Below are 16,579 nucleotides of genomic sequence, written 5' to 3'. Positions count from 1 at the left end.
TCCTGACGTCCGCACGGCGCTGTGCGGCGGGGTGGTGGAACGGTGCTGCGATCCTAGGGGCATGCCCGAGACCGGCCAGGACGCCCAGCGTTCCGGCGAGCACCGCCACCAGCCGCCCGCCGCGACCGCTGCGCCCGACGTCGCCGCGCCCCCTGCCGCCGGGGCGAGCGCGCCGCCGGTCGACCGCATGCAGCGGTTCACCCCGGCCAACATGGTCCGGTCGCTGCTGCCGCTGGTGGTGATCTGCCTGGTGATCGTCGGCTTCACCGCGCTGCGGCAGAACCCGGAGGACCCGATCCGGGAGGTCGCCATCGCAGGCACCGTGGAGCGCACCGCGACCGCCGCCGGTCACCCGCTGCCGGTGCCGCAGGGGCTGCCCGACTCGTGGCGGCCGACCAGCGTGCGCAGCAACGTCCAGGCGCCGGTGATCCTCCAGATCGGCTGGTACACCCCCGGGGAGGAGTACGCCGGGTTCGTGGTGAGCGACGTCCCGGACGCCGAAGCGCTCACCGACGTGCTCGACGACGCGACCGGCGGCACCCCGACCGAGCTGGACGGCGAGACGTGGCAGCGGCTCACCAGCGCGCGCGGGGAGACGGTGCTGACCCGCACCGAGGGTCCCTCGACGGTGCTGGTCACCGGGTCGGCGTCCGACGCCGAGCTCGAGGAGCTCGCCGTCGCCGTGGAGCCGCTGGACCCCTGAGCGGCACCCCGGAGAACGCCCCGGCCGCGCTTCCCACGCTCTTCCCGCGCCTTCCTCGTGCTGCACCTCGTGGAGAGCAGCCGATGCGCGTGGAGAGCGAGCGGTCCGCGGTCAGGCGCCGTCGGTGGGGGTGGCGGCGGCGAGGCGCTCGCGGGCCCGGTCCAGCCAGTGCTGGCACAGCTCGGCCAGCTGCTCGCCGCGCTCCCACAGCGCGAGCGACTCCTCCAGCGTGAGACCGCCCGCCTCCAGCCGCCGGACGACGTCGGCGAGCTCCTCGCGGGCCTGCTCGTAGGTCTGGGTCGGCTCCGGCCCGGTCGGCTCCTGGGTGGGGGACTCGCTCATGACCGGTCATCCTCCCCGGTGCCCGTCCGGTCCACGCGCACCGGCAGCCGGCCGCCGGCGACCCGCACCTGCAGCTGCTCCCCGTCGCCGACCTCCGCCGGGTCGCGGACCAGCGCACCGTCGGCCCGCTGCACGACCGCGTAGCCGCGCTGGAGGGTTGCGGCGGGGGAGAGGGCGGTCACCCGGGCACGGGCGTGCTCGAGATCGCGCTCGGCGACCTCCACCCGGTGGGTGAGCGTCCGGGTGGCGCGCTGCCGCAGCCCGGTGACGTCGTCGGCGCGGCCGGCCAGCAGCCGCCCCGGATCGGCCAGCACCGGGCGGCTGCGGACCGACTCCAGCCAGCGCTCCTGCTGCTCCAGGCGCGCGCCGACCAGGTGCCGGGCACGGGCCCGCAGCCCCTCGACCAGCCGGGACTGCTCACCGATCTCGGGCACCACCCGGTGGGCGGCGTCGGTCGGCGTGGCGGCCCGGACGTCGGCGACGTGGTCGACCAGCGTGGTGTCGGTCTCGTGGCCGACAGCGGTGACCACCGGGGTGCGGCAGGCGGCGATGGCCCGCACCAGCCCCTCGTCGGAGAAGGGCAGCAGGTCCTCCACCGAGCCGCCGCCGCGGGCGATCACGATGACCTCGACGGCCGGGTCGGCGTCAAGTCGCTGCAGCCCGGCGATCACCGACTCCGCGGCGGTGGGCCCCTGCACCGCGCAGTTGTGCACGGCGAAGCGGATCGCCGGCCAGCGGCGGCGGGCCGTGACCAGCACGTCCCGCTCGGCGGCGCTGTCCCGCCCGGTGATGACCCCGACGACGGCGGGGGCGAAGGGCAGCGGCCGCTTGCGGTGGGCCTCGAACAGCCCCTCGGCGGTCAGCAGCCGGCGGATCCGCTCGATCCGGGCCAGCAGCTCGCCCAGGCCGACGGCGCGGATCTCGGTGGCGCGCAGCGAGAAGGAGCCGCGGGCGACGTAGTAGTCCGGGCGGGCGCGGACGATCACCCGGGCGCCCTCGGTCAGCTCCAGCCCGGGCCGGTCGGCGACGTCGCGGTGGCAGGTGACCGGCACCGACAGGTCGGCCGCCGGGTCGCGCAGGGTCAGGAAGACCGTCGCCGCCGCGCCCCGGCGGGACAGCTGTGCCACCTGCCCCTCGACCCACACCTCGCCGAGCCGGCCGATCCACTCGGCGACCTTGCGGGCGACGGTGCGCACCGGCCACGGCGACTCGGGCGACGACGGACTGGTCACCGGACCGAGGGTGCCATGCGCTTCAGCCGGGGTACCCGGGGGCCGCGGGCAGCCCGAAGAACTCCTCCAGGGTCGACACCCCCGAGCGCTGCAGCTCGGTGGCCAGCGCAGGTCCCACGTACCGCACGTGCCAGGGTTCGTACTTGAACCCGGTCACGTCCTGCGCGCCCTCCGGGTACCGGACGACGTAGCCGAACTCCGGACCGTGCTCGGCCACCCACCGGCCCTCGGCCGTGGTCGCGAAGCAGCTCTCGATGTCGCAGCCCCCGCCGCCGACGTCGGCCGCCAGCCCGGTCTGGTGCTCGCTGTAGCCGGGGCGGGCCACCTGGACCTCGGCCCGCTGCTCACCGAACCGGCGGACCTGGGCGTCGAAGAGACCGACCTGGTAGTCGTAGGAGCGGTACGCGCTCTGCAGGCTGAGGGAGAGGCCCTGCTCCGCGGCGGCGGCGAGCATCGCCTCCATCGCCTGCGCCGCCTCGGCGCGCAGCTGGTAGCCGTCGCCGACCGGGACCAGGTCGGTGGGTGCGTGGTCGATCGGGGTGAGCGGGCGGGTCTTGTTCAGCACCACCCAGGGGCTGGCCGGGTCGTCGAGGGAGAACTGGCCGCGGTCGAAGGTCGGCTCGGCCGGCGTGCTGGGCGCGGGGGTGACGGCCGGCGGCGTCGGGGACGCGGCGGGCTGCGGAGGGGGCGTGGTGACGGCGGTGACGGCCGGCGACGGCGCGCGGCCCTCACGGACCACCAGGACCGCGGCGACCGCCAGGACGACGACCGCCAGGGCGAGCAGCAGGCGGAGCAGCCGGGCCCGCCGTCGCCGTGGCGTGCCGCCGGGCCTGCTGCTGTCGGTCACTGGCTTCTCCCGCTCGGTGGACTGACCGGCTCCACCCGCCGGACGGGCACGATCCTGGCACCGCCGGCGGGCTGCGCCCGGCGGTGTCCGGTCCGGCCGGTGGTGCGGGTCAGCCGCGGTCGGCGCTGAGCTTCTCCAGCCGGTTCTGCAGCAACGTCACGTAGGGCGCCCGCGCCCGGGTGGCCCGCTCGTAGTCGAGCAGGTCGGCGACGGTCTCGGCCGGGTAGGACCGCAGGTGTCCGCGCAGCGCCGGGATGCTGAAGCCGTCGTAGCCCTCGACCGGGGCGGACACCGCGGGTCGGGCGCCGGCGGGCTGGTCGCCCGCGGGCACCAGCGGATCGCTCGCGGCGCTGTCGGTGACCGGGCTGCCCGGCGTCACGCTCTCCGCCGCTTCCGGGCCACCGAGGTCGACGAGCTCCGCGGCCGCGTCCTCGAGCGCGGGGACGTCGGGGCCGAGGTCGTCCTCCACCGGCGCCGTGTCCGCCGGCGCGCCGGCGACGTCCCCGGGCGGCGTGCCCCCGACGGCGGCGTCGGCGATCACCTCGTCGGTGACGGCGTCCTCGATCGCCCGCTCGTCCTCGGCGACGTCCGCGACGGTGTCGGCGGTGAGGTCGGCCAGCACCTCGTCGGGCAGGGCGTCGGGGACCTCCTCGGAGATCTCGTCGGCCACCTCGTCGGCCAGCTCGTCGACGACCGCGGTGATCGCGTCGGCAGCCGGGTCGTCGGGCAGCGCGGCGACCTCGGCGGGGGTGATCTCCTCGGCGGCGGGCGCGTCCTGGCCCAGCACGGCGACGGCGACGTCGTCGGGGAGGACCTCGGCGTCGGCCACCGGCAGCGCGTCGACCGCGAGGTCGTCGGCCAGCACGTCGGCGCGCTCGTCGGCGTCGGTCTCCTCCGGGAGGTCGGCGACCCGGTCGAAGGCGGAGCTGCGCGGGGCGGGGGTGCCGGCCGGCGGGGGCGGTGCCGGCAGGTCGTCGTCGAAGGTGGCCAGCCCCGGCTCGGCGTCGCCGCGCAGGCCGGTGAACACCTCGTCGCCGCGGGCGACCAGCCCCGAGTACTGCTGCTGCAGCCGCAGCGACGTCTGCAGTGCCTGGCCGATCAGCCGCACCGGCAGTCCGGGCAGCGTCTCGGGCAGCTTGCGCGCTTCGTCCAGCACGGTGGCGGCCAGTCCGGCGGCCGCGCGGACCACCTCGGGGATCTCTCGAGACATGTCCCCAGCGTGCCGTACCAGGCGCCGCGCGGCAGCGTGACCAGTGTCCTTGCTCGCTCAGGGGGAGCAGGTGGCGGCCGGTCTTTACCATGGGGGCATGGTTGAACCGCGCGGACGTGTCCTGCTGGCCGACCCCCGGGGCTACTGCGCCGGCGTGGACCGGGCGGTGGTCGCGGTCGAGCGCGCCCTGGAGATCCACGGGGCACCGGTCTACGTCCGCAAGCAGATCGTCCACAACAAGCACGTGGTGGCCACGCTCGAGCGGCGTGGCGCGGTCTTCGTCGACGAGACCGACGAGGTGCCGGAGGGCTCGGTCGTGGTGTTCAGCGCGCACGGGGTCTCCCCGGCGGTGAAGGCCGAGGCGCAGGCCCGCTCGCTGCGGACGATCGACGCGACCTGCCCGCTGGTGACCAAGGTGCACATGGAGGCCAAGCGGTTCGCCAAGGACGACTACGACATCCTGCTGATCGGCCACCGCGGGCACGAGGAGGTCGAGGGCACCTCCGGCGAGGCGCCCGAGCACATCCAGCTCGTCGACGGCCCCGAGGACGTCGCCAACGTGCAGGTGCGCGACCCGGAGAAGGTCGTCTGGCTGTCGCAGACCACGCTGTCGGTCGACGAGACGCTGACGACCGTCGACTCGCTGAAGACCCGGTTCCCCGGCCTGCAGAGCCCGCCCAGCGACGACATCTGCTATGCCACGCAGAACCGTCAGCAGGCGGTGAAGCAGATGGCCGCCGAGTGCGACCTGGTGCTGGTCGTCGGCTCCACGAACTCGTCGAACTCCGTCCGGCTGGTCGAGGTGGCCCTCGAGGCCGGCGCCCGCGACTCGCACCTGGTCGACTTCGCCTCCGAGATCGACGAGGCGTGGCTGGCCGGCGTCGGGACCGTCGGGGTGACCAGCGGTGCGTCGGTGCCGGAGATCCTGGTCAGTGAGGTGCTCGACTGGCTCGCGGCCCGCGGCTACCCGGACGTCGAGACGGTCAAGGCCGCCGAGGAGCGGCTGGTGTTCGCGCTGCCGCACGAGCTGAAGCCGCGCCGCGCGGCGCTCGCGGTCGACACCGAGTAGGCGCCCTCCGCGGCGACGGACGACGGACGGCCCGGCACCCCGTGGGGGTGCCGGGCCGTCGGCGTCTGCGACCGCTGGTCAGCGGCGGGTGACCAGCCGGAACAGCCAGACGGCGACGGCCGCGGCGGTGGCGATCGCCATCGCCGGGAAGCCGCGCACCAGCAGGGTGGCCAGCGTCGGCACGGTGAACGTGGCCGAGGGGGCCAGCGCGATGTTGAGCAGGGCCACGCCGACGAACACCAGCGGCGGGGAGACCAGCACGGTCATCAGGTCCCGACGGCGGACGACGAGGGTGGCGAAGGCGCTGCTCAGGGTGAGCACCACCAGGGTGATCGTGCCCAGGCCGATGCCGATGTAGGAGTCCCCGGCGGCTGCGGCGAGCGTGACCAGGAACGCGCCGAGCACCGCGACCAGCCCGGGCACCCGGGGGCCGGAGGTCGGCGCCGGCCGGCCGGCTGCCGAGGAGCCGCCGCGACGGGGCGTCTCGACCGGCGGGGTCGTGCGGCGCTGCGGGGGCACCGGACGGGAGTCCCGGGACCGGCGCGGGTCCAGGTCGGCCGGCCGGTACGAGCCGGCGGCCTGCCGCGGATCGGGCCGGTGGCGTTCGGGAGCGCGACCGCGCTCGGCTGCGCCGCCGCGCACGTCCCGCGGCTGCGGCTGGCGACCCCGCGGCGCGGCACCGGATGCCCGCGGCGAGGGGTACGAGCGGCCTGCGGCTGCGCCGGTGTCGCTGCGTTCTGCCCGCACGGCGTCCTCCCGCCTGTCCTGGAGCCTGGCATCGACACTGACCGGAGCGATGGTGCACCTCCCACGTCATCGAGAGGAGGTGCGCCCCTCACCGGTCGGGCCACGGTAGCGGCCCTTCCTGAGTAGACGCTGCAGCCCGCGGACAGCGGCGGGTCAGATGTGCCCGTGTCCGACAGGCCCCGGTGGCGGATTGTGTCGAGTGCTGTCCCAGCCGCACCATCGCTCCCCGTGACCACAGGCGTAGCGGGCCCGGCCCCGGCCCGGTGGGCGGTCAGCCGTTGGTGCCGTCCCGCTCGTCGGCCGGCGCACCGGCGGAGGGCGCCGCGGCGGGCCGGGGGGTGCTCGGTGGGACGTCGGGCACCGACCGCAGGGCGCGGACCGCGGTCTCCACCGGCGGCGGGGTGGGCACCGGGTCGGCGGCGACGCCCAGCTCGTCGAAGCGGCGGGCGGCGCCGAGGACCGAGCGCTCGTAGGAGCCCACGGTCTCGTTGTACCGGGTCAGGGCCGAGCCCAGCGCCGAGCCCAGCCGGGTGAGGTGGCCGGAGAGGGTGCCCAGCCGGGCGTGCACGGTGCGGCCCACCTCCAGCACCGCGGCGGCGTCGCGGGCCAGCCGCTCCTGCCGCCAGGAGTAGGCGACGGTGCGCAGCAGCGCCAGCAGCGTGCTCGGGGTGGCGATGACGACGTCGCGGGCGAAGCCGTGCTCGAGCAGCGCGGGCTCGGCCTCCAGGGCGGTGGTGAGGAAGCCGTCGGAGGGGACGAACAGCACGGTGAACGGCGCGGCCGAGCCGAAGGCCGTGGGGTAGTGGCGGGCGGCCAGCGCGTCGACGTGGGTGCGCAGCTGGCGGGCGTGGTCGGCGACCCGCTGGGCGCGCACCGCCGGGTCGGTGGCCTGCACGGCCTCGATGTAGCCGGTGAACGGCACCTTCGCGTCGACCACCACCTGGCGGCCGTCGGCGAGGGTGACCACCAGGTCGGGCCGGACGGCGGCGCCCTCGGCGGTGGTGGCGCCTGGCTGCTCGACGAAGTCGCAGTGCTCGAGCAGACCGGCCACCTCGACCACCCGGCGCAGCTGGAGCTCGCCCCACCGGCCGCGCACGTGCGGGGTGCGCAGCGCGGTGACCAGCGCCGCCGTCTCCTGGCGCAGCAGGGCGGAGGTCTGGCCGATGGTGCCGACCTGCTCGCGCAGCTCCCCGTGCGCGGTGGCCCGGTCGCGCTCGATGCCGGCCAGCAGCCGGTGCAGGTGGTCGAGCGACTCGTGCACCGGCTCCAGCGCGTCGGGCGCCGCACCGGACCGGCCGCGCAGCGCGACGACGCCCAAGGTGATCGCGGTGGCCAGCAGAGCACCGAGCAGAAGCCCGAGCAGCAGGGAGGCGGCGTCCATGGTGCGACACCCTGCCGGAGGGGTCCGACAGTTCCGGTCAGCCCACGGTCGCCGCGGCATAGGCGGCCTCGTGGTCCAGCAGCCAGCGCTTCACCGGCGTCCCCCAGCGGAAGCCGCCCAGCCCGCCCCCGGTGGCCAGCACCCGGTGGCACGGCACGAACAGTGCCGCGGCGTTGCGGGCGCAGGCGCCCGCCGCGGCGCGCACGGCGGCCGGGCGACCGCAGCGGCCGGCGAACTGGGCGTAGGTGTCCGGGCGCCCGGCGGGCACGGTGCGGAGCACCTCCCACGCCTCGGTGAGGAACGGACCGGAGCGCTGCCGCACCGGCACCCCGTCTATCGCGGCCACCTCGCCCTCACCGAACGCCTCGACCACGTCCAGCACGGGCAGCCGGTCGGCGCGCTCCACCGAGTCCGGCCGCAGCGTCGGGTGCACGACGGGCAGCAGGTCGGCGAGGTCGGCGGTCCAGCCGCTGGCGAGCACGGCGTCGTCCTCGCCGCTCACGAGCACGGTGAAGGGGCCGGGCGGGGTGGCGACGGTGGCGTACCGGGCGGTGGTCACGCGGGCATCGGTCATGAGGCGCTCCGTTCGGAGAGGGGACCGCGGGTGAACAGATCGGGCACCGCGAGCGCCCAGAGGTGCATCACGGCGTAGGACCGCCACGGCCGCCAGCGGGTCGCGGCGTCGGCGTCGGAGCTGCCGAGCGTGGCGAGGCTGCGGCGCAGCGCCAGGTCGCCGGGCAGCCAGACGTCGGGGTCGGCCAGGCCGCGGAGGCCGACGAGGGCGGCGGTCCACGGGCCGATGCCGGGCAGGGCGAGCAGCGCCCGCTCGGCCTCGCCTCGGTCCACCCCGGGCCCGAGGGTCACCGTGCCGTCGGCGAGCGCGGTGGCCAGGGTGGTGACCGTCCGCCGGCGGGCGCCGGTCAGGCCCACCGCGGAGAGGTCGGCGTCGGCCAGCGCCTCGGGGGAGGGGAACGCGTGGGTGAGCGTGCCGACCGGCTCGGCGAGCGGACGTCCGGCCGCGGTGACCAGCCGGGCGGTGAGCGTGCGGGCGCCGGCGACCGAGACCTGCTGGCCGAGCACCGCCCGCACCGCGAGCTCCGCGGCGTCGGGGGAGGCCGGCACCCGGCGTCCGGGGGCGCCGGCCACCAGCGGGGCCAGCGCGGGGTCGGCGCCGAGCAGCTCGTCGACGGCGGCCGGGTCGGCGTCGAGGTCGAGCAGCCGGCGGCAGCGGGACACTGCGGTCCCCAGGTCGCGCAGGTCGGTGAGCCGCAGCTGCGCGGTGACCGCCGGCCCGCCGTCGGGTGCGGGGGAGAGGTGGACGACGGCCGGGCCGTGCGGCAGCGCGAGCACCCGGGAGAACGTCGTGCCGTCCCACTCCTCCAGCCCCGGGGTGGCGTGCGCGCCGAGGAACAGCAGCACCTCGTCGGCGGCGAACGGTGCCCGGGCGGCCAGTCGGAGGGTCAGCCGGCCGGGGCCGCCGCCGTCGCCGCGCGGGCTGGCCGGGCGCAGCGCGGTGGGCGTGGTCGCGAACACCGCCCGGATCGTGTCGTTGAACTGCCGGATGCTGGCGAAGCCCGCGGCGAAGGCGACGTCGGCCATCGGCAGCGCGGTCGTCTCGATGAGCACCCGCGCGGTCTGCGCCCGCTGCGCCCGGGCCAGCGCCAGCGCACCCACCCCCAGCTCAGCGGTGAGCAGCCGGTGCAGCTGCCGCTCGGAGTAGCCCAGCCGGGCGGCCAGCCCGCCCACCCCGCCGCGCTCCACCTCGCCGTCGGCGATCAGCCGCATCGCCCGGGCGACGACGTCGGCGCGCACGTCCCACGCCGGCGAGCCGGGGACGGCGTCCGGCCGGCACCGCCGGCAGGCGCGGAAGCCCGCCGCCTGCGCCCCGGCCGCGGTGGTGTGGAAGGAGACGTTGCGCTGCAGCGGGGTGCGCGCCGGGCAGGAGGGGCGGCAGTAGATGCCCGTGCTGTGCACCGCGGTGACGAACCAGCCGTCGAAACGGGCGTCCCGGCTGGCGACGGCGCGGTAGCAGCGCTCGGCGTCCAGCAGCTCGGTCACGGCGTCGAGCATGGCACCACCGCGGGCCGGCGACTGGCGGGTATCGGACACGGCGGTGGACCGGCGGCGTCCACCGGTCGGTGGACGCACGCCCCACGGTTCGGCGGTCCCGGCACACCGTCGCCGCGGACAGGCTCGGGGCATGACCACGACAGCGGCGGCGCCGCTCGCGCCGACCACCACAGCGGCTCCGCCGGCGGTCGCCGTGCGGGGCCTGGGCAAGCGCTACGGCGGCCGGGCGGTGCTCGACGGGCTGGACCTGGAGGTCCACCGCGGGGAGTGCTTCGCCCTGCTCGGACCCAACGGCGCGGGCAAGACCACCACCATCGAGATCCTGGAGGGGGTGCGCGACCGGGACGGCGGCGAGGTCACCGTCCTCGGTGCGGACCCGGCCCGGGCCGGCCGCACCTGGCGGGCGCGGCTCGGCGTCGTCAGCCAGGGGGAGGGGGCGGCGCAGGCGCTGACCGTGCGGGAGGCGCTGGACCACTTCGCCGCCTACCACGCCCGTCCCCGCCCGACGGCCGAGCTGCTGGCGGCGGTGGGGCTGGACGAGAAGGCCGGCACCCGGGTGGGCCGGCTCTCCGGTGGACAGCGCCGTCGGCTGGCCGTCGCACTCGGCGTGCAGGGCCGGCCGGAGCTGGTCTTCCTCGACGAGCCGACCACCGGGATGGACCCGGTGGCCCGGCGGCAGTTCTGGGAGCTGGTCCGCGGCCTGCGCGCCGAGGGGACGACGGTGCTGCTGACCACCCACTACCTGGACGAGGCCGCCGAGCTCGCCGACCGGGTCGGGGTCATCGCCGGCGGCCGGCTGGTCGAGGTGGCACCGCCCGACGAGCTCGGTGCCGCGCTGCGCCGCCGGGCCACCGTCCGGTGGACCGAGGGGACCGTGCGCCGCGAGGTCCGCACCGAGCGCCCCGGCGCCGTCCTGCGCGACCTGCTCGCCGCCCACCCCGCCGACGAGGTGCCCGGCCTGTCCGTCACCCGGCCCGGCCTCGAGGACGTGTACCTGCAGCTCGTCAGCACCCCCGGAGGAGACCGGTGACCACCACGCTCGACGCCCCCGTCCGCCCGGCGCCGCCCTCGGCGGCCCGGATCGCGCTGGCCCGCACCCGGCTGGAGCTGCGGCTGTTCGCCCGGGAACGCCAGCAGGTGGTGTTCTCCTTCGCCTACCCGATCGTGATGATGGTCGTCTTCGGCTCGGTGCTCGGCGGCGACGTGCTGCCCGGCGGCGTCCCGTTCCCGCAGTACTTCCTGGCCGGCATCGCCGCCACCGGCATCATGCTGACCAGCTTCCAGTCGATCGCCACCTCGATCGCCGCGGAGCGGGAGGCCGGCCAGCTGGAGCGGCTGCAGGTGCTGGGCACCCCGCCGGTGGCGTACTTCGCCGGCAAGGCCGGGCTCGTGCTGGTGACGGCGGCGGTGCAGCTGGCCCTGCTGCTCCCGGTGGCGCACTGGGGCTACGACGTCCCGATGCCCGCGGACGCGGCGGACTGGGCGACGTTCGGCTGGGTCGCCGTCCTCGGGTCGCTGGCCGGCACCGTGCTCGGCATCGCCGTCGCCGGGCTGCCGGGCAGCGCCCAGTCGCTGACCACCGGGGTGACGGCATTCGCCGTGGTCCTGCAGTTCTTCAGCGGGGTCTTCTTCGCCTTCCCCGAGCTGCCCGGCTGGATGCAGCAGGTGGCGGCGGTGTTCCCGCTGAAGTGGCTGACCCAGGGCATGCGGTCGGCCTTCCTGCCCGAGCAGGCCGCGGCGTTCGAGGTGGCCGGGGGATGGGAGCACGGCAGGACCGCCCTGGTGCTTGCCGGATGGGTGATCATCGGCATCGTGGTGTGCACCCGGACGTTCCGCTGGCGCCAGGCCGATCGATGAGTCGGGCCGACCGTTGAGCCGGGCCGACCGTTGAGCGTCGGTTCCCGGCTGCGGGCCGCTGTCCTCCCCGCCCGGGGTGAGGACAGCGGCGCACCGCTGTCCGGGCGCGGCTGGCGGGCCACCGTCGTCGGCTTCCACGTGGCGTTCGTGACGCTGCTCGGCCTCGCGGTGCTGGCCACGCAGGTCGGCCGGGTCGAGGGCTCGACGGGCTGGGCCCTGACGGCGCTCGGCGTCCTGTCGGTGGCCTACCTGTTCCTGGGTGCGCCGGCACTCGCCGAGGAGCGCCCGGCCCGCGCGGTCGGCTACCTGACCGTGCTCGTCGCCGTCTTCGGCGTGCTGGGCTGGCAGGCGCCCCAACTGCTCTTCCTGCTCTTCCTGGCCTATCCGCAGATCTGGTTCCTCGTCGAGTCGCCCCGTCCTGGCACGGTGTGGACGGTGCTGCTCGCGCTGGCGAGTGCGGTGGGCCCGGCGACTGCCTGGACCCGCGGGGCCGAGCCGCTGTCGGAGGTGCTCGACTCGGGCATCGGGCTGCTGTTCAGCCTGGCGCTGGGCGTGTGGGTGAGCCGCGTGCTGCAGCAGAGCCGGGAGCGGGCCCGGCTGATCGCCGAGCTGGAGGCCACCCGCGGGGAGCTCGCCGACGCCCACCACCAGCAGGGGATCGCCGCCGAGCGGGAGCGATGGGCCCGCGAGGTGCACGACACCCTCGCGCAGGGCTACACGAGCATCGTGGTGCTGGCCCAGACCGCCGCGGCCCAGCTGCCCATCGCCCCGGCGGCCGCGGCCGAACGGCTGGCGCTGATCGAGGAGGTGGCCCGGGACAACCTCGCCGAGGCCCGGGCGATGGTGGCGGCGTTCGCCCCGGCCGGGCTGGACTCGGCCACCCTGGTGGAGGCGCTGCAGCGGCTGGCGGAGCGGTTCGGCCGGGAGACCGGGATCGCCACCCGCGTCGACCTCGCGGCGCTGGACGAGGCCGGTGCGCTGACCCGGGCCGAGGAGATCGTGCTGCTGCGCGGCGCCCAGGAGGCGCTGGCGAACGTGCGCCGGCACGCGGCGGCGAGCTCGGTGGTGCTGCAGGTCAGCCGGGTGGGGACCGGGGAGTCGGCGCAGGTGTCCGTGCACGTAGCGGACGACGGGGTGGGGTTCGACCCGGCCACGGCGCCCGGCGTGGGCCTGGCCGGGCTGCGCGACCGGGCGGCGGAGGTGGGGGGCGCGGTCGACGTCGTCTCCGCACCGGGGGAGGGCACCCGCGTGACCGTCCGGGTGCCGGCGCCGTGACCACCCGGGTGCTGGTGGTCGACGACCACCCGGTGGTGCGGGGTGGGTTGGTCGGATGGCTGGCCGCGCAGCCGGATCTCGAGGTGGTCGGCGAGGCCGGTGACGGGCTGGCGGCGCTGGCCGCGGTGGCCGAGCAGGCGCCGGACGTCGTCCTGATGGACCTGCGGATGCCGCGGATGGACGGCGTGACGGCGACCGGCCGGATCGTCACCGCGCACCCGGACGTCCGCGTGCTCGTGCTGACCACCTACGACACCGACGCCGACATCGTCCGCGCGGTGGAGGCGGGCGCGGCCGGCTACCTGCTCAAGGACACCCCGCTGCCGCAGCTGGCCGATGCGGTGCGGGCGGCGGCCCGCGGGGAGACGGTGCTGGCTCCGCCAGTGGCGGCCCGGCTGGTCTCCCGGATGCGGGCGCCGGCGGTCGAGGCGCCGACCGCGCGGGAGCTGGAGGTGCTCGGCGGTGTGGCGCGCGGGCTCACCAACGCGCAGATCGGCCGGGAGCTGTTCATCGGTGAGGCCACGGTGAAGACGCACCTGCTGCGGGTGTTCGCCAAACTCGGGGTCGACGACCGCACCCGCGCGGTGCTCGTCGCGGTCGAGCGCGGCCTGCTCCCGGGACCGGGCGCGTCGTCCGGCTGACCGGGCGGCACGCCCGGTCGTCGAGGACCTCCGCGGATCTGTGGACAGGCTTCTGAGCTGCGGATTCATCTGGCCGGAACCCCTTGAAGCCGCTAGACTTCGAACGTGTGTTCGAATGGGTGGGGAGGGTGTCCGTGAGCCGGTCGGCGACGCTGGATGCCCCCGCGCCGAACCTGGTCGCGGAGCTGCCGGCCGAGGGCCTGGGCCAGCTGAACGCGGTGCTCGACGGGTTGGCCGGGGCCGGGCTGCACGGCCTGACCGATGGTCAGGTGCTGGACCGGACGGCGGCGTTGGTGGCGGCGCGGAACCGGCTGGACGCCGAGCTGACCCGCACGGTGCGGCACGCGGAGACGACTCAGGCCGCGGAGCGCGACGGATTGACGAGCATGCGGTCGTGGTTGATCGGGCACGTGCGGCTGGCCCCGGTCGAGGCGTCGCGGATCGTGCGGGCCGGTCGGGCGCTGGAGGCCCTCCCCGCTCTGACGGCCGGTTTCGCCGAGGGGTCGGTGACCGCGGCGCAGGTCAACGTGGTCGCGGAGAAGGTGGGGCCGGGTGAGGTCGCGCAGGCCCACGAGCAGGGCGTGGACCTGGACGCCTTCGACCGGGACTGGGCGGTGATCGCCGCCGGCGCTCCGCATGAGTCATTGAAGACCGCGGTCGCGCTGTTCGAGGAGGCGCTGGACCCCGACGGTCCCGAGCCGGACCCCACCGAGGGGAGGCGGCTGTCGATCGCCAAGCACGCCGACGGTTCGGTGACCGGCCGGTTCGACCTGGACGCGGTGGGTGGGGAGAAGGTGCAGGCGGCGATCGAGTCGATCGTGCAGGCCGACCGCCCGAAGGGTGATGGGCGGACCCGGGCGCAGCAGAACGCCGACGCGCTCGTGCAGCTGTGCGACAACCAGCTGGCGTCGGGCAGCCTGCCGACGCTGCGCACGGTGAAGCCGCACGTCGTCGTCGGCATCGACGTCGAGGACCTCGTGGACCCGGCCACCGGCGCGGGCACTGCGGAGATGGGGTTCGGGGCGACGATCTCCGCGGCCCGGGCCCGCTACCTGGCGTGTGACGGGAGCATCTCCCGGATCGTGATGGGCCCCGACGGCACCCCGCTGGATCTAGGGCGGGACCACCGGGTCGTGACACCGGGTCTGCGGCGGGCCGTGGAGCGCCGCGACAGGAGCTGCGTGTTCGCCGGGTGCGGGGCGCCGACCTGGTGGTGCGACGTGCACCACCTCATCCACTGGATCCACGGCGGCGAGACCAGCCTGGAGAACTCAGCCCTGCTGTGCGAACGGCACCACACCAAGGTGCATCACGGGTTCCGGATCGAGCGACAACCCGACGGACGATGGCGCACGTGGCGGCCCGACGGCACCGAGATCCTCATCGGGCCCCTGCTCACCTGACGACGTTCCTCGATCACCCGTGCCTTGGCGACCCAGCTCTGGCTCGCCCCGGCCCGGGGTGACCCGGGTGCCCGGCCTGCCTCAGTCGCGGGTCGCCCACGGGACGACCGGCCCCAGCAGCTCCCCTTCGTGCGGCACGCCGTCGGCGTCGTGGTGGACCGCGCGGTGCTCGTGGCTGCCGGCGGCGTGGGACAGCGCGGCCAGCAGCAGCGTCAGGGCGTTCCGGTCGAGGCCGGCCGCCAGGTCGCCGAGGTCGACGGACCGGCCGTCGGCGAGGCTCGCGGCGGCCCGCAGCAGGCGCCGCTGGCTGCCGGTGCCGGTGAGCACCCCCGTGCGCAGGGCGCCGTCCAGCTCGGGCCACAGCACGGCGGCCCAGGGCCCGCCGTCGAGGGCGCCGTCCAGGGCGATGGTGATCAGCCCGGCCGCCTGCAGCCGGGGCAGCCAGTGGCCGTCGTTGGCGAGGAGGAGGACCGCGGCCTCGGCCGCGTAGTCGCCGACGGCGGCGCGCAGCAGCGCGCCCTCGACGGCGGTCAGGTCGAGGTCGGCCACCCGGAGTTCGTCGAACACTGCGCCTCCCTGGGCCCGTGGGTCGGGTGCCCACGAGTGTGCGCGAGGGGTCTGACAGTTCCGCCGTCAGCGGCGTCCTGGCGTGCAGCACCTAGGCTGTTGCCCCGTGAGTCTCACCATCGGCATCGTCGGCCTGCCCAACGTCGGCAAGTCGACGCTGTTCAACGCCCTGACCAAGAACGACGTGCTCGCGGCGAACTACCCGTTCGCGACGATCGAGCCCAACGTCGGCGTGGTGGGCGTCCCGGACCCGCGCCTGGAGAAGCTGGCCGAGATCTTCGGCTCGCAGAAGACCATCCCGGCCACGGTGAGCTTCGTGGACATCGCCGGCATCGTCCGTGGCGCCAGCGAGGGCCAGGGGCTGGGCAACAAGTTCCTGGCCAACATCCGCGAGAGCGACGCCATCTGCCAGGTGATCCGGGTGTTCACCGACCCCGACGTGGTGCACGTCGAGGGCAAGGTCGACCCCGCCGACGACATCGAGACGATCAACACCGAGCTCGTCCTCGCCGACATGCAGACCCTGGAGAAGGCCGTTCCGCGGCTGGAGAAGGAGTCGCGCAAGGACAAGGACCGCAAGGTCCTGCACGACGCCGCCGTCGCCGCGCAGGAGGTGCTGAACACCGGGAAGACCCTCTTCGCCGCCGGGGTCGACCCCGAGCCGCTGCGCGAGCTGTCGCTGCTGACGACCAAGCCGTTCCTGTACGTCTTCAACGTCGACGCCGACGAGCTGGCCAACGAGGCGAGGCTCGACGAGCTGCGCGCCCTGGTCGCGCCGGCCGAGGCGATCTTCCTCGACGCGCAGACCGAGTCCGAGCTGATCGAGCTGCCCGCCGACGAGGCCGCCGAGCTGCTGGCCTCGATCGGGCAGGACGAGCCGGGCCTGGACCAGCTGGCGAAGGTCGGCTTCCGCACCCTGGGCCTGCAGACCTACCTGACCGCCGGGCCCAAGGAGTCGCGGGCGTGGACCATCCCGGTCGGCGCCACCGCCCCCGAGGCGGCCGGCGTCATCCACACCGACTTCCAGCGCGGCTTCATCAAGGCCGAGATCGTCGGCTTCGACCAGCTGGTGGAGGCCGGGTCGATGGCCGAGGCCAAGTCACGCGGCTGGGTGCGCATCGAGGGCAAGGACTACGTCATGGCCGACGGCGACGTCGTGGAGTTCCGCTTCAACGTCTGAGGTCGACCCCGGGCCGGGCGCTGGGCTCCAGGAACCCCCACGCGCTGCCGATGTG

At 75.7% G+C, this 16,579-nt stretch carries 17 protein-coding genes; 8 read left to right on the top strand and 9 right to left on the bottom strand.

Annotation, left to right across the window (positions count from 1 at the left end):
- Window positions 1–61 precede the first annotated feature (61 nt).
- Window positions 62–703 carry a DUF4245 domain-containing protein gene (locus tag ACI795_RS00470; RefSeq protein WP_457073014.1) on the top strand — a complete coding sequence of 214 codons (642 nt, stop codon included), beginning with the start codon at window positions 62–64 and terminating at the stop codon, window positions 701–703.
- A gap of 111 nt (window positions 704–814) precedes the next feature.
- On the opposite strand, the gene ACI795_RS00465 is transcribed toward ACI795_RS00470, so the two are convergent.
- The 4 genes from ACI795_RS00465 to ACI795_RS00450 form a co-directional block, all read right to left on the bottom strand.
- Window positions 815–1,045: an exodeoxyribonuclease VII small subunit gene (locus tag ACI795_RS00465; RefSeq protein WP_457073013.1), complete on the bottom strand. Its 231-nt coding sequence runs from the start codon at window positions 1,043–1,045 to the stop codon at window positions 815–817.
- Window positions 1,042–2,277 carry an exodeoxyribonuclease VII large subunit gene (gene xseA / locus ACI795_RS00460; protein WP_457073011.1) on the bottom strand — a complete coding sequence of 412 codons (1,236 nt, stop codon included), beginning with the start codon at window positions 2,275–2,277 and terminating at the stop codon, window positions 1,042–1,044. The genes ACI795_RS00465 and xseA overlap by 4 nt, the downstream gene beginning before the upstream one ends.
- A 22-nt stretch (window positions 2,278–2,299) precedes the next feature.
- Window positions 2,300–3,124 (bottom strand): M15 family metallopeptidase, encoded by an 825-nt coding sequence (locus tag ACI795_RS00455; RefSeq protein ID WP_457073010.1) that lies wholly within the window; start codon window positions 3,122–3,124, stop codon window positions 2,300–2,302.
- A gap of 109 nt (window positions 3,125–3,233) precedes the next feature.
- Window positions 3,234–4,334 carry a lipid droplet-associated protein gene (locus ACI795_RS00450; RefSeq protein WP_457073009.1) on the bottom strand — a complete coding sequence of 367 codons (1,101 nt, stop codon included), beginning with the start codon at window positions 4,332–4,334 and terminating at the stop codon, window positions 3,234–3,236.
- A 97-nt stretch (window positions 4,335–4,431) separates the two neighbouring features.
- Here ACI795_RS00450 and ACI795_RS00445 point away from each other — a divergent pair, with 97 nt between their 5' ends.
- Window positions 4,432–5,403, top strand: coding sequence for a 4-hydroxy-3-methylbut-2-enyl diphosphate reductase (locus ACI795_RS00445; RefSeq protein WP_457073008.1), 972 nt, complete (start codon window positions 4,432–4,434; stop codon window positions 5,401–5,403).
- 78 nt (window positions 5,404–5,481) lie between these two features.
- On the opposite strand, the gene ACI795_RS00440 is transcribed toward ACI795_RS00445, so the two are convergent.
- The 4 genes from ACI795_RS00440 to ACI795_RS00425 form a co-directional block, all read right to left on the bottom strand.
- Complete coding sequence (locus ACI795_RS00440; RefSeq protein ID WP_457073006.1) at window positions 5,482–6,045, bottom strand: DUF6542 domain-containing protein; 564 nt, start codon at window positions 6,043–6,045, stop codon at window positions 5,482–5,484.
- 376 nt (window positions 6,046–6,421) lie between these two features.
- Window positions 6,422–7,531, bottom strand: a complete 1,110-nt coding sequence (locus ACI795_RS00435; protein ID WP_457073005.1) for a DNA recombination protein RmuC — start codon at window positions 7,529–7,531, stop codon at window positions 6,422–6,424.
- 37 nt (window positions 7,532–7,568) lie between these two features.
- Complete coding sequence (locus ACI795_RS00430) at window positions 7,569–8,105, bottom strand: methylated-DNA--[protein]-cysteine S-methyltransferase (RefSeq protein WP_457073004.1); 537 nt, start codon at window positions 8,103–8,105, stop codon at window positions 7,569–7,571.
- The gene (locus ACI795_RS00425; protein ID WP_457073003.1) at window positions 8,102–9,601 is read right to left on the bottom strand and encodes an AlkA N-terminal domain-containing protein; all 1,500 of its coding nucleotides are present in this window, start codon (window positions 9,599–9,601) and stop codon (window positions 8,102–8,104) included. Before ACI795_RS00425 ends, ACI795_RS00430 begins: the two co-directional genes overlap by 4 nt.
- Before the next feature lie 130 nt (window positions 9,602–9,731).
- On the opposite strand from ACI795_RS00425, the gene ACI795_RS00420 reads away from it, so the two are divergent.
- The 5 genes from ACI795_RS00420 to ACI795_RS00400 all read left to right on the top strand — a co-directional run bounded on the left by ACI795_RS00420 (window position 9,732) and on the right by ACI795_RS00400 (window position 14,777).
- Window positions 9,732–10,631 (top strand): ABC transporter ATP-binding protein, encoded by a 900-nt coding sequence (locus tag ACI795_RS00420; RefSeq protein ID WP_457073002.1) that lies wholly within the window; start codon window positions 9,732–9,734, stop codon window positions 10,629–10,631.
- Entirely contained in the window at window positions 10,628–11,458 is an 831-nt protein-coding gene (locus ACI795_RS00415) for an ABC transporter permease (RefSeq protein WP_457073001.1), read from the top strand. Before ACI795_RS00420 ends, ACI795_RS00415 begins: the two co-directional genes overlap by 4 nt.
- A 30-nt stretch (window positions 11,459–11,488) precedes the next feature.
- Complete coding sequence (locus ACI795_RS00410) at window positions 11,489–12,733, top strand: sensor histidine kinase (protein WP_457073000.1); 1,245 nt, start codon at window positions 11,489–11,491, stop codon at window positions 12,731–12,733.
- Window positions 12,730–13,374: a response regulator gene (locus ACI795_RS00405; RefSeq protein ID WP_457072999.1), complete on the top strand. Its 645-nt coding sequence runs from the start codon at window positions 12,730–12,732 to the stop codon at window positions 13,372–13,374. Before ACI795_RS00410 ends, ACI795_RS00405 begins: the two co-directional genes overlap by 4 nt.
- 200 nt (window positions 13,375–13,574) lie before the next feature.
- Window positions 13,575–14,777: a DUF222 domain-containing protein gene (locus tag ACI795_RS00400; RefSeq protein WP_457073763.1), complete on the top strand. Its 1,203-nt coding sequence runs from the start codon at window positions 13,575–13,577 to the stop codon at window positions 14,775–14,777.
- An 81-nt stretch (window positions 14,778–14,858) separates the two neighbouring features.
- Here the strand turns inward: ACI795_RS00400 and ACI795_RS00395 are convergent, their stop codons facing one another.
- A complete protein-coding gene (locus tag ACI795_RS00395) occupies window positions 14,859–15,344 on the bottom strand; it encodes a hypothetical protein (RefSeq protein ID WP_457072998.1) in 486 nt (161 codons plus the stop codon).
- A gap of 106 nt (window positions 15,345–15,450) precedes the next feature.
- On the opposite strand from ACI795_RS00395, the gene ychF reads away from it, so the two are divergent.
- Entirely contained in the window at window positions 15,451–16,524 is a 1,074-nt protein-coding gene (gene ychF, locus ACI795_RS00390; protein WP_457072997.1) for a redox-regulated ATPase YchF, read from the top strand.
- Window positions 16,525–16,579 lie beyond the last annotated feature (55 nt).

It is taken from the genome of Modestobacter sp. SYSU DS0290 (genome assembly GCF_054050955.1).
The sequence above is the reverse complement of the archived record's forward strand: the minus strand, read 5'-3'. Positions and strand labels throughout refer to the sequence as shown.

Coding starts and splice junctions, on each gene's coding strand:
- ACI795_RS00465 (WP_457073013.1), bottom strand. CDS start 1,045: ATGAGCGAGTCCCCCACCCAGGAGCCGACCGGGCCGGAGCCGACCCAG.
- ACI795_RS00420 (WP_457073002.1), top strand. CDS start 9,732: ATGACCACGACAGCGGCGGCGCCGCTCGCGCCGACCACCACAGCGGCT.
- ACI795_RS00470 (WP_457073014.1), top strand. CDS start 62: ATGCCCGAGACCGGCCAGGACGCCCAGCGTTCCGGCGAGCACCGCCAC.
- ACI795_RS00435 (WP_457073005.1), bottom strand. CDS start 7,531: ATGGACGCCGCCTCCCTGCTGCTCGGGCTTCTGCTCGGTGCTCTGCTG.
- ACI795_RS00450 (WP_457073009.1), bottom strand. CDS start 4,334: ATGTCTCGAGAGATCCCCGAGGTGGTCCGCGCGGCCGCCGGACTGGCC.
- ACI795_RS00430 (WP_457073004.1), bottom strand. CDS start 8,105: ATGACCGATGCCCGCGTGACCACCGCCCGGTACGCCACCGTCGCCACC.
- ACI795_RS00445 (WP_457073008.1), top strand. CDS start 4,432: ATGGTTGAACCGCGCGGACGTGTCCTGCTGGCCGACCCCCGGGGCTAC.
- ACI795_RS00425 (WP_457073003.1), bottom strand. CDS start 9,601: ATGCTCGACGCCGTGACCGAGCTGCTGGACGCCGAGCGCTGCTACCGC.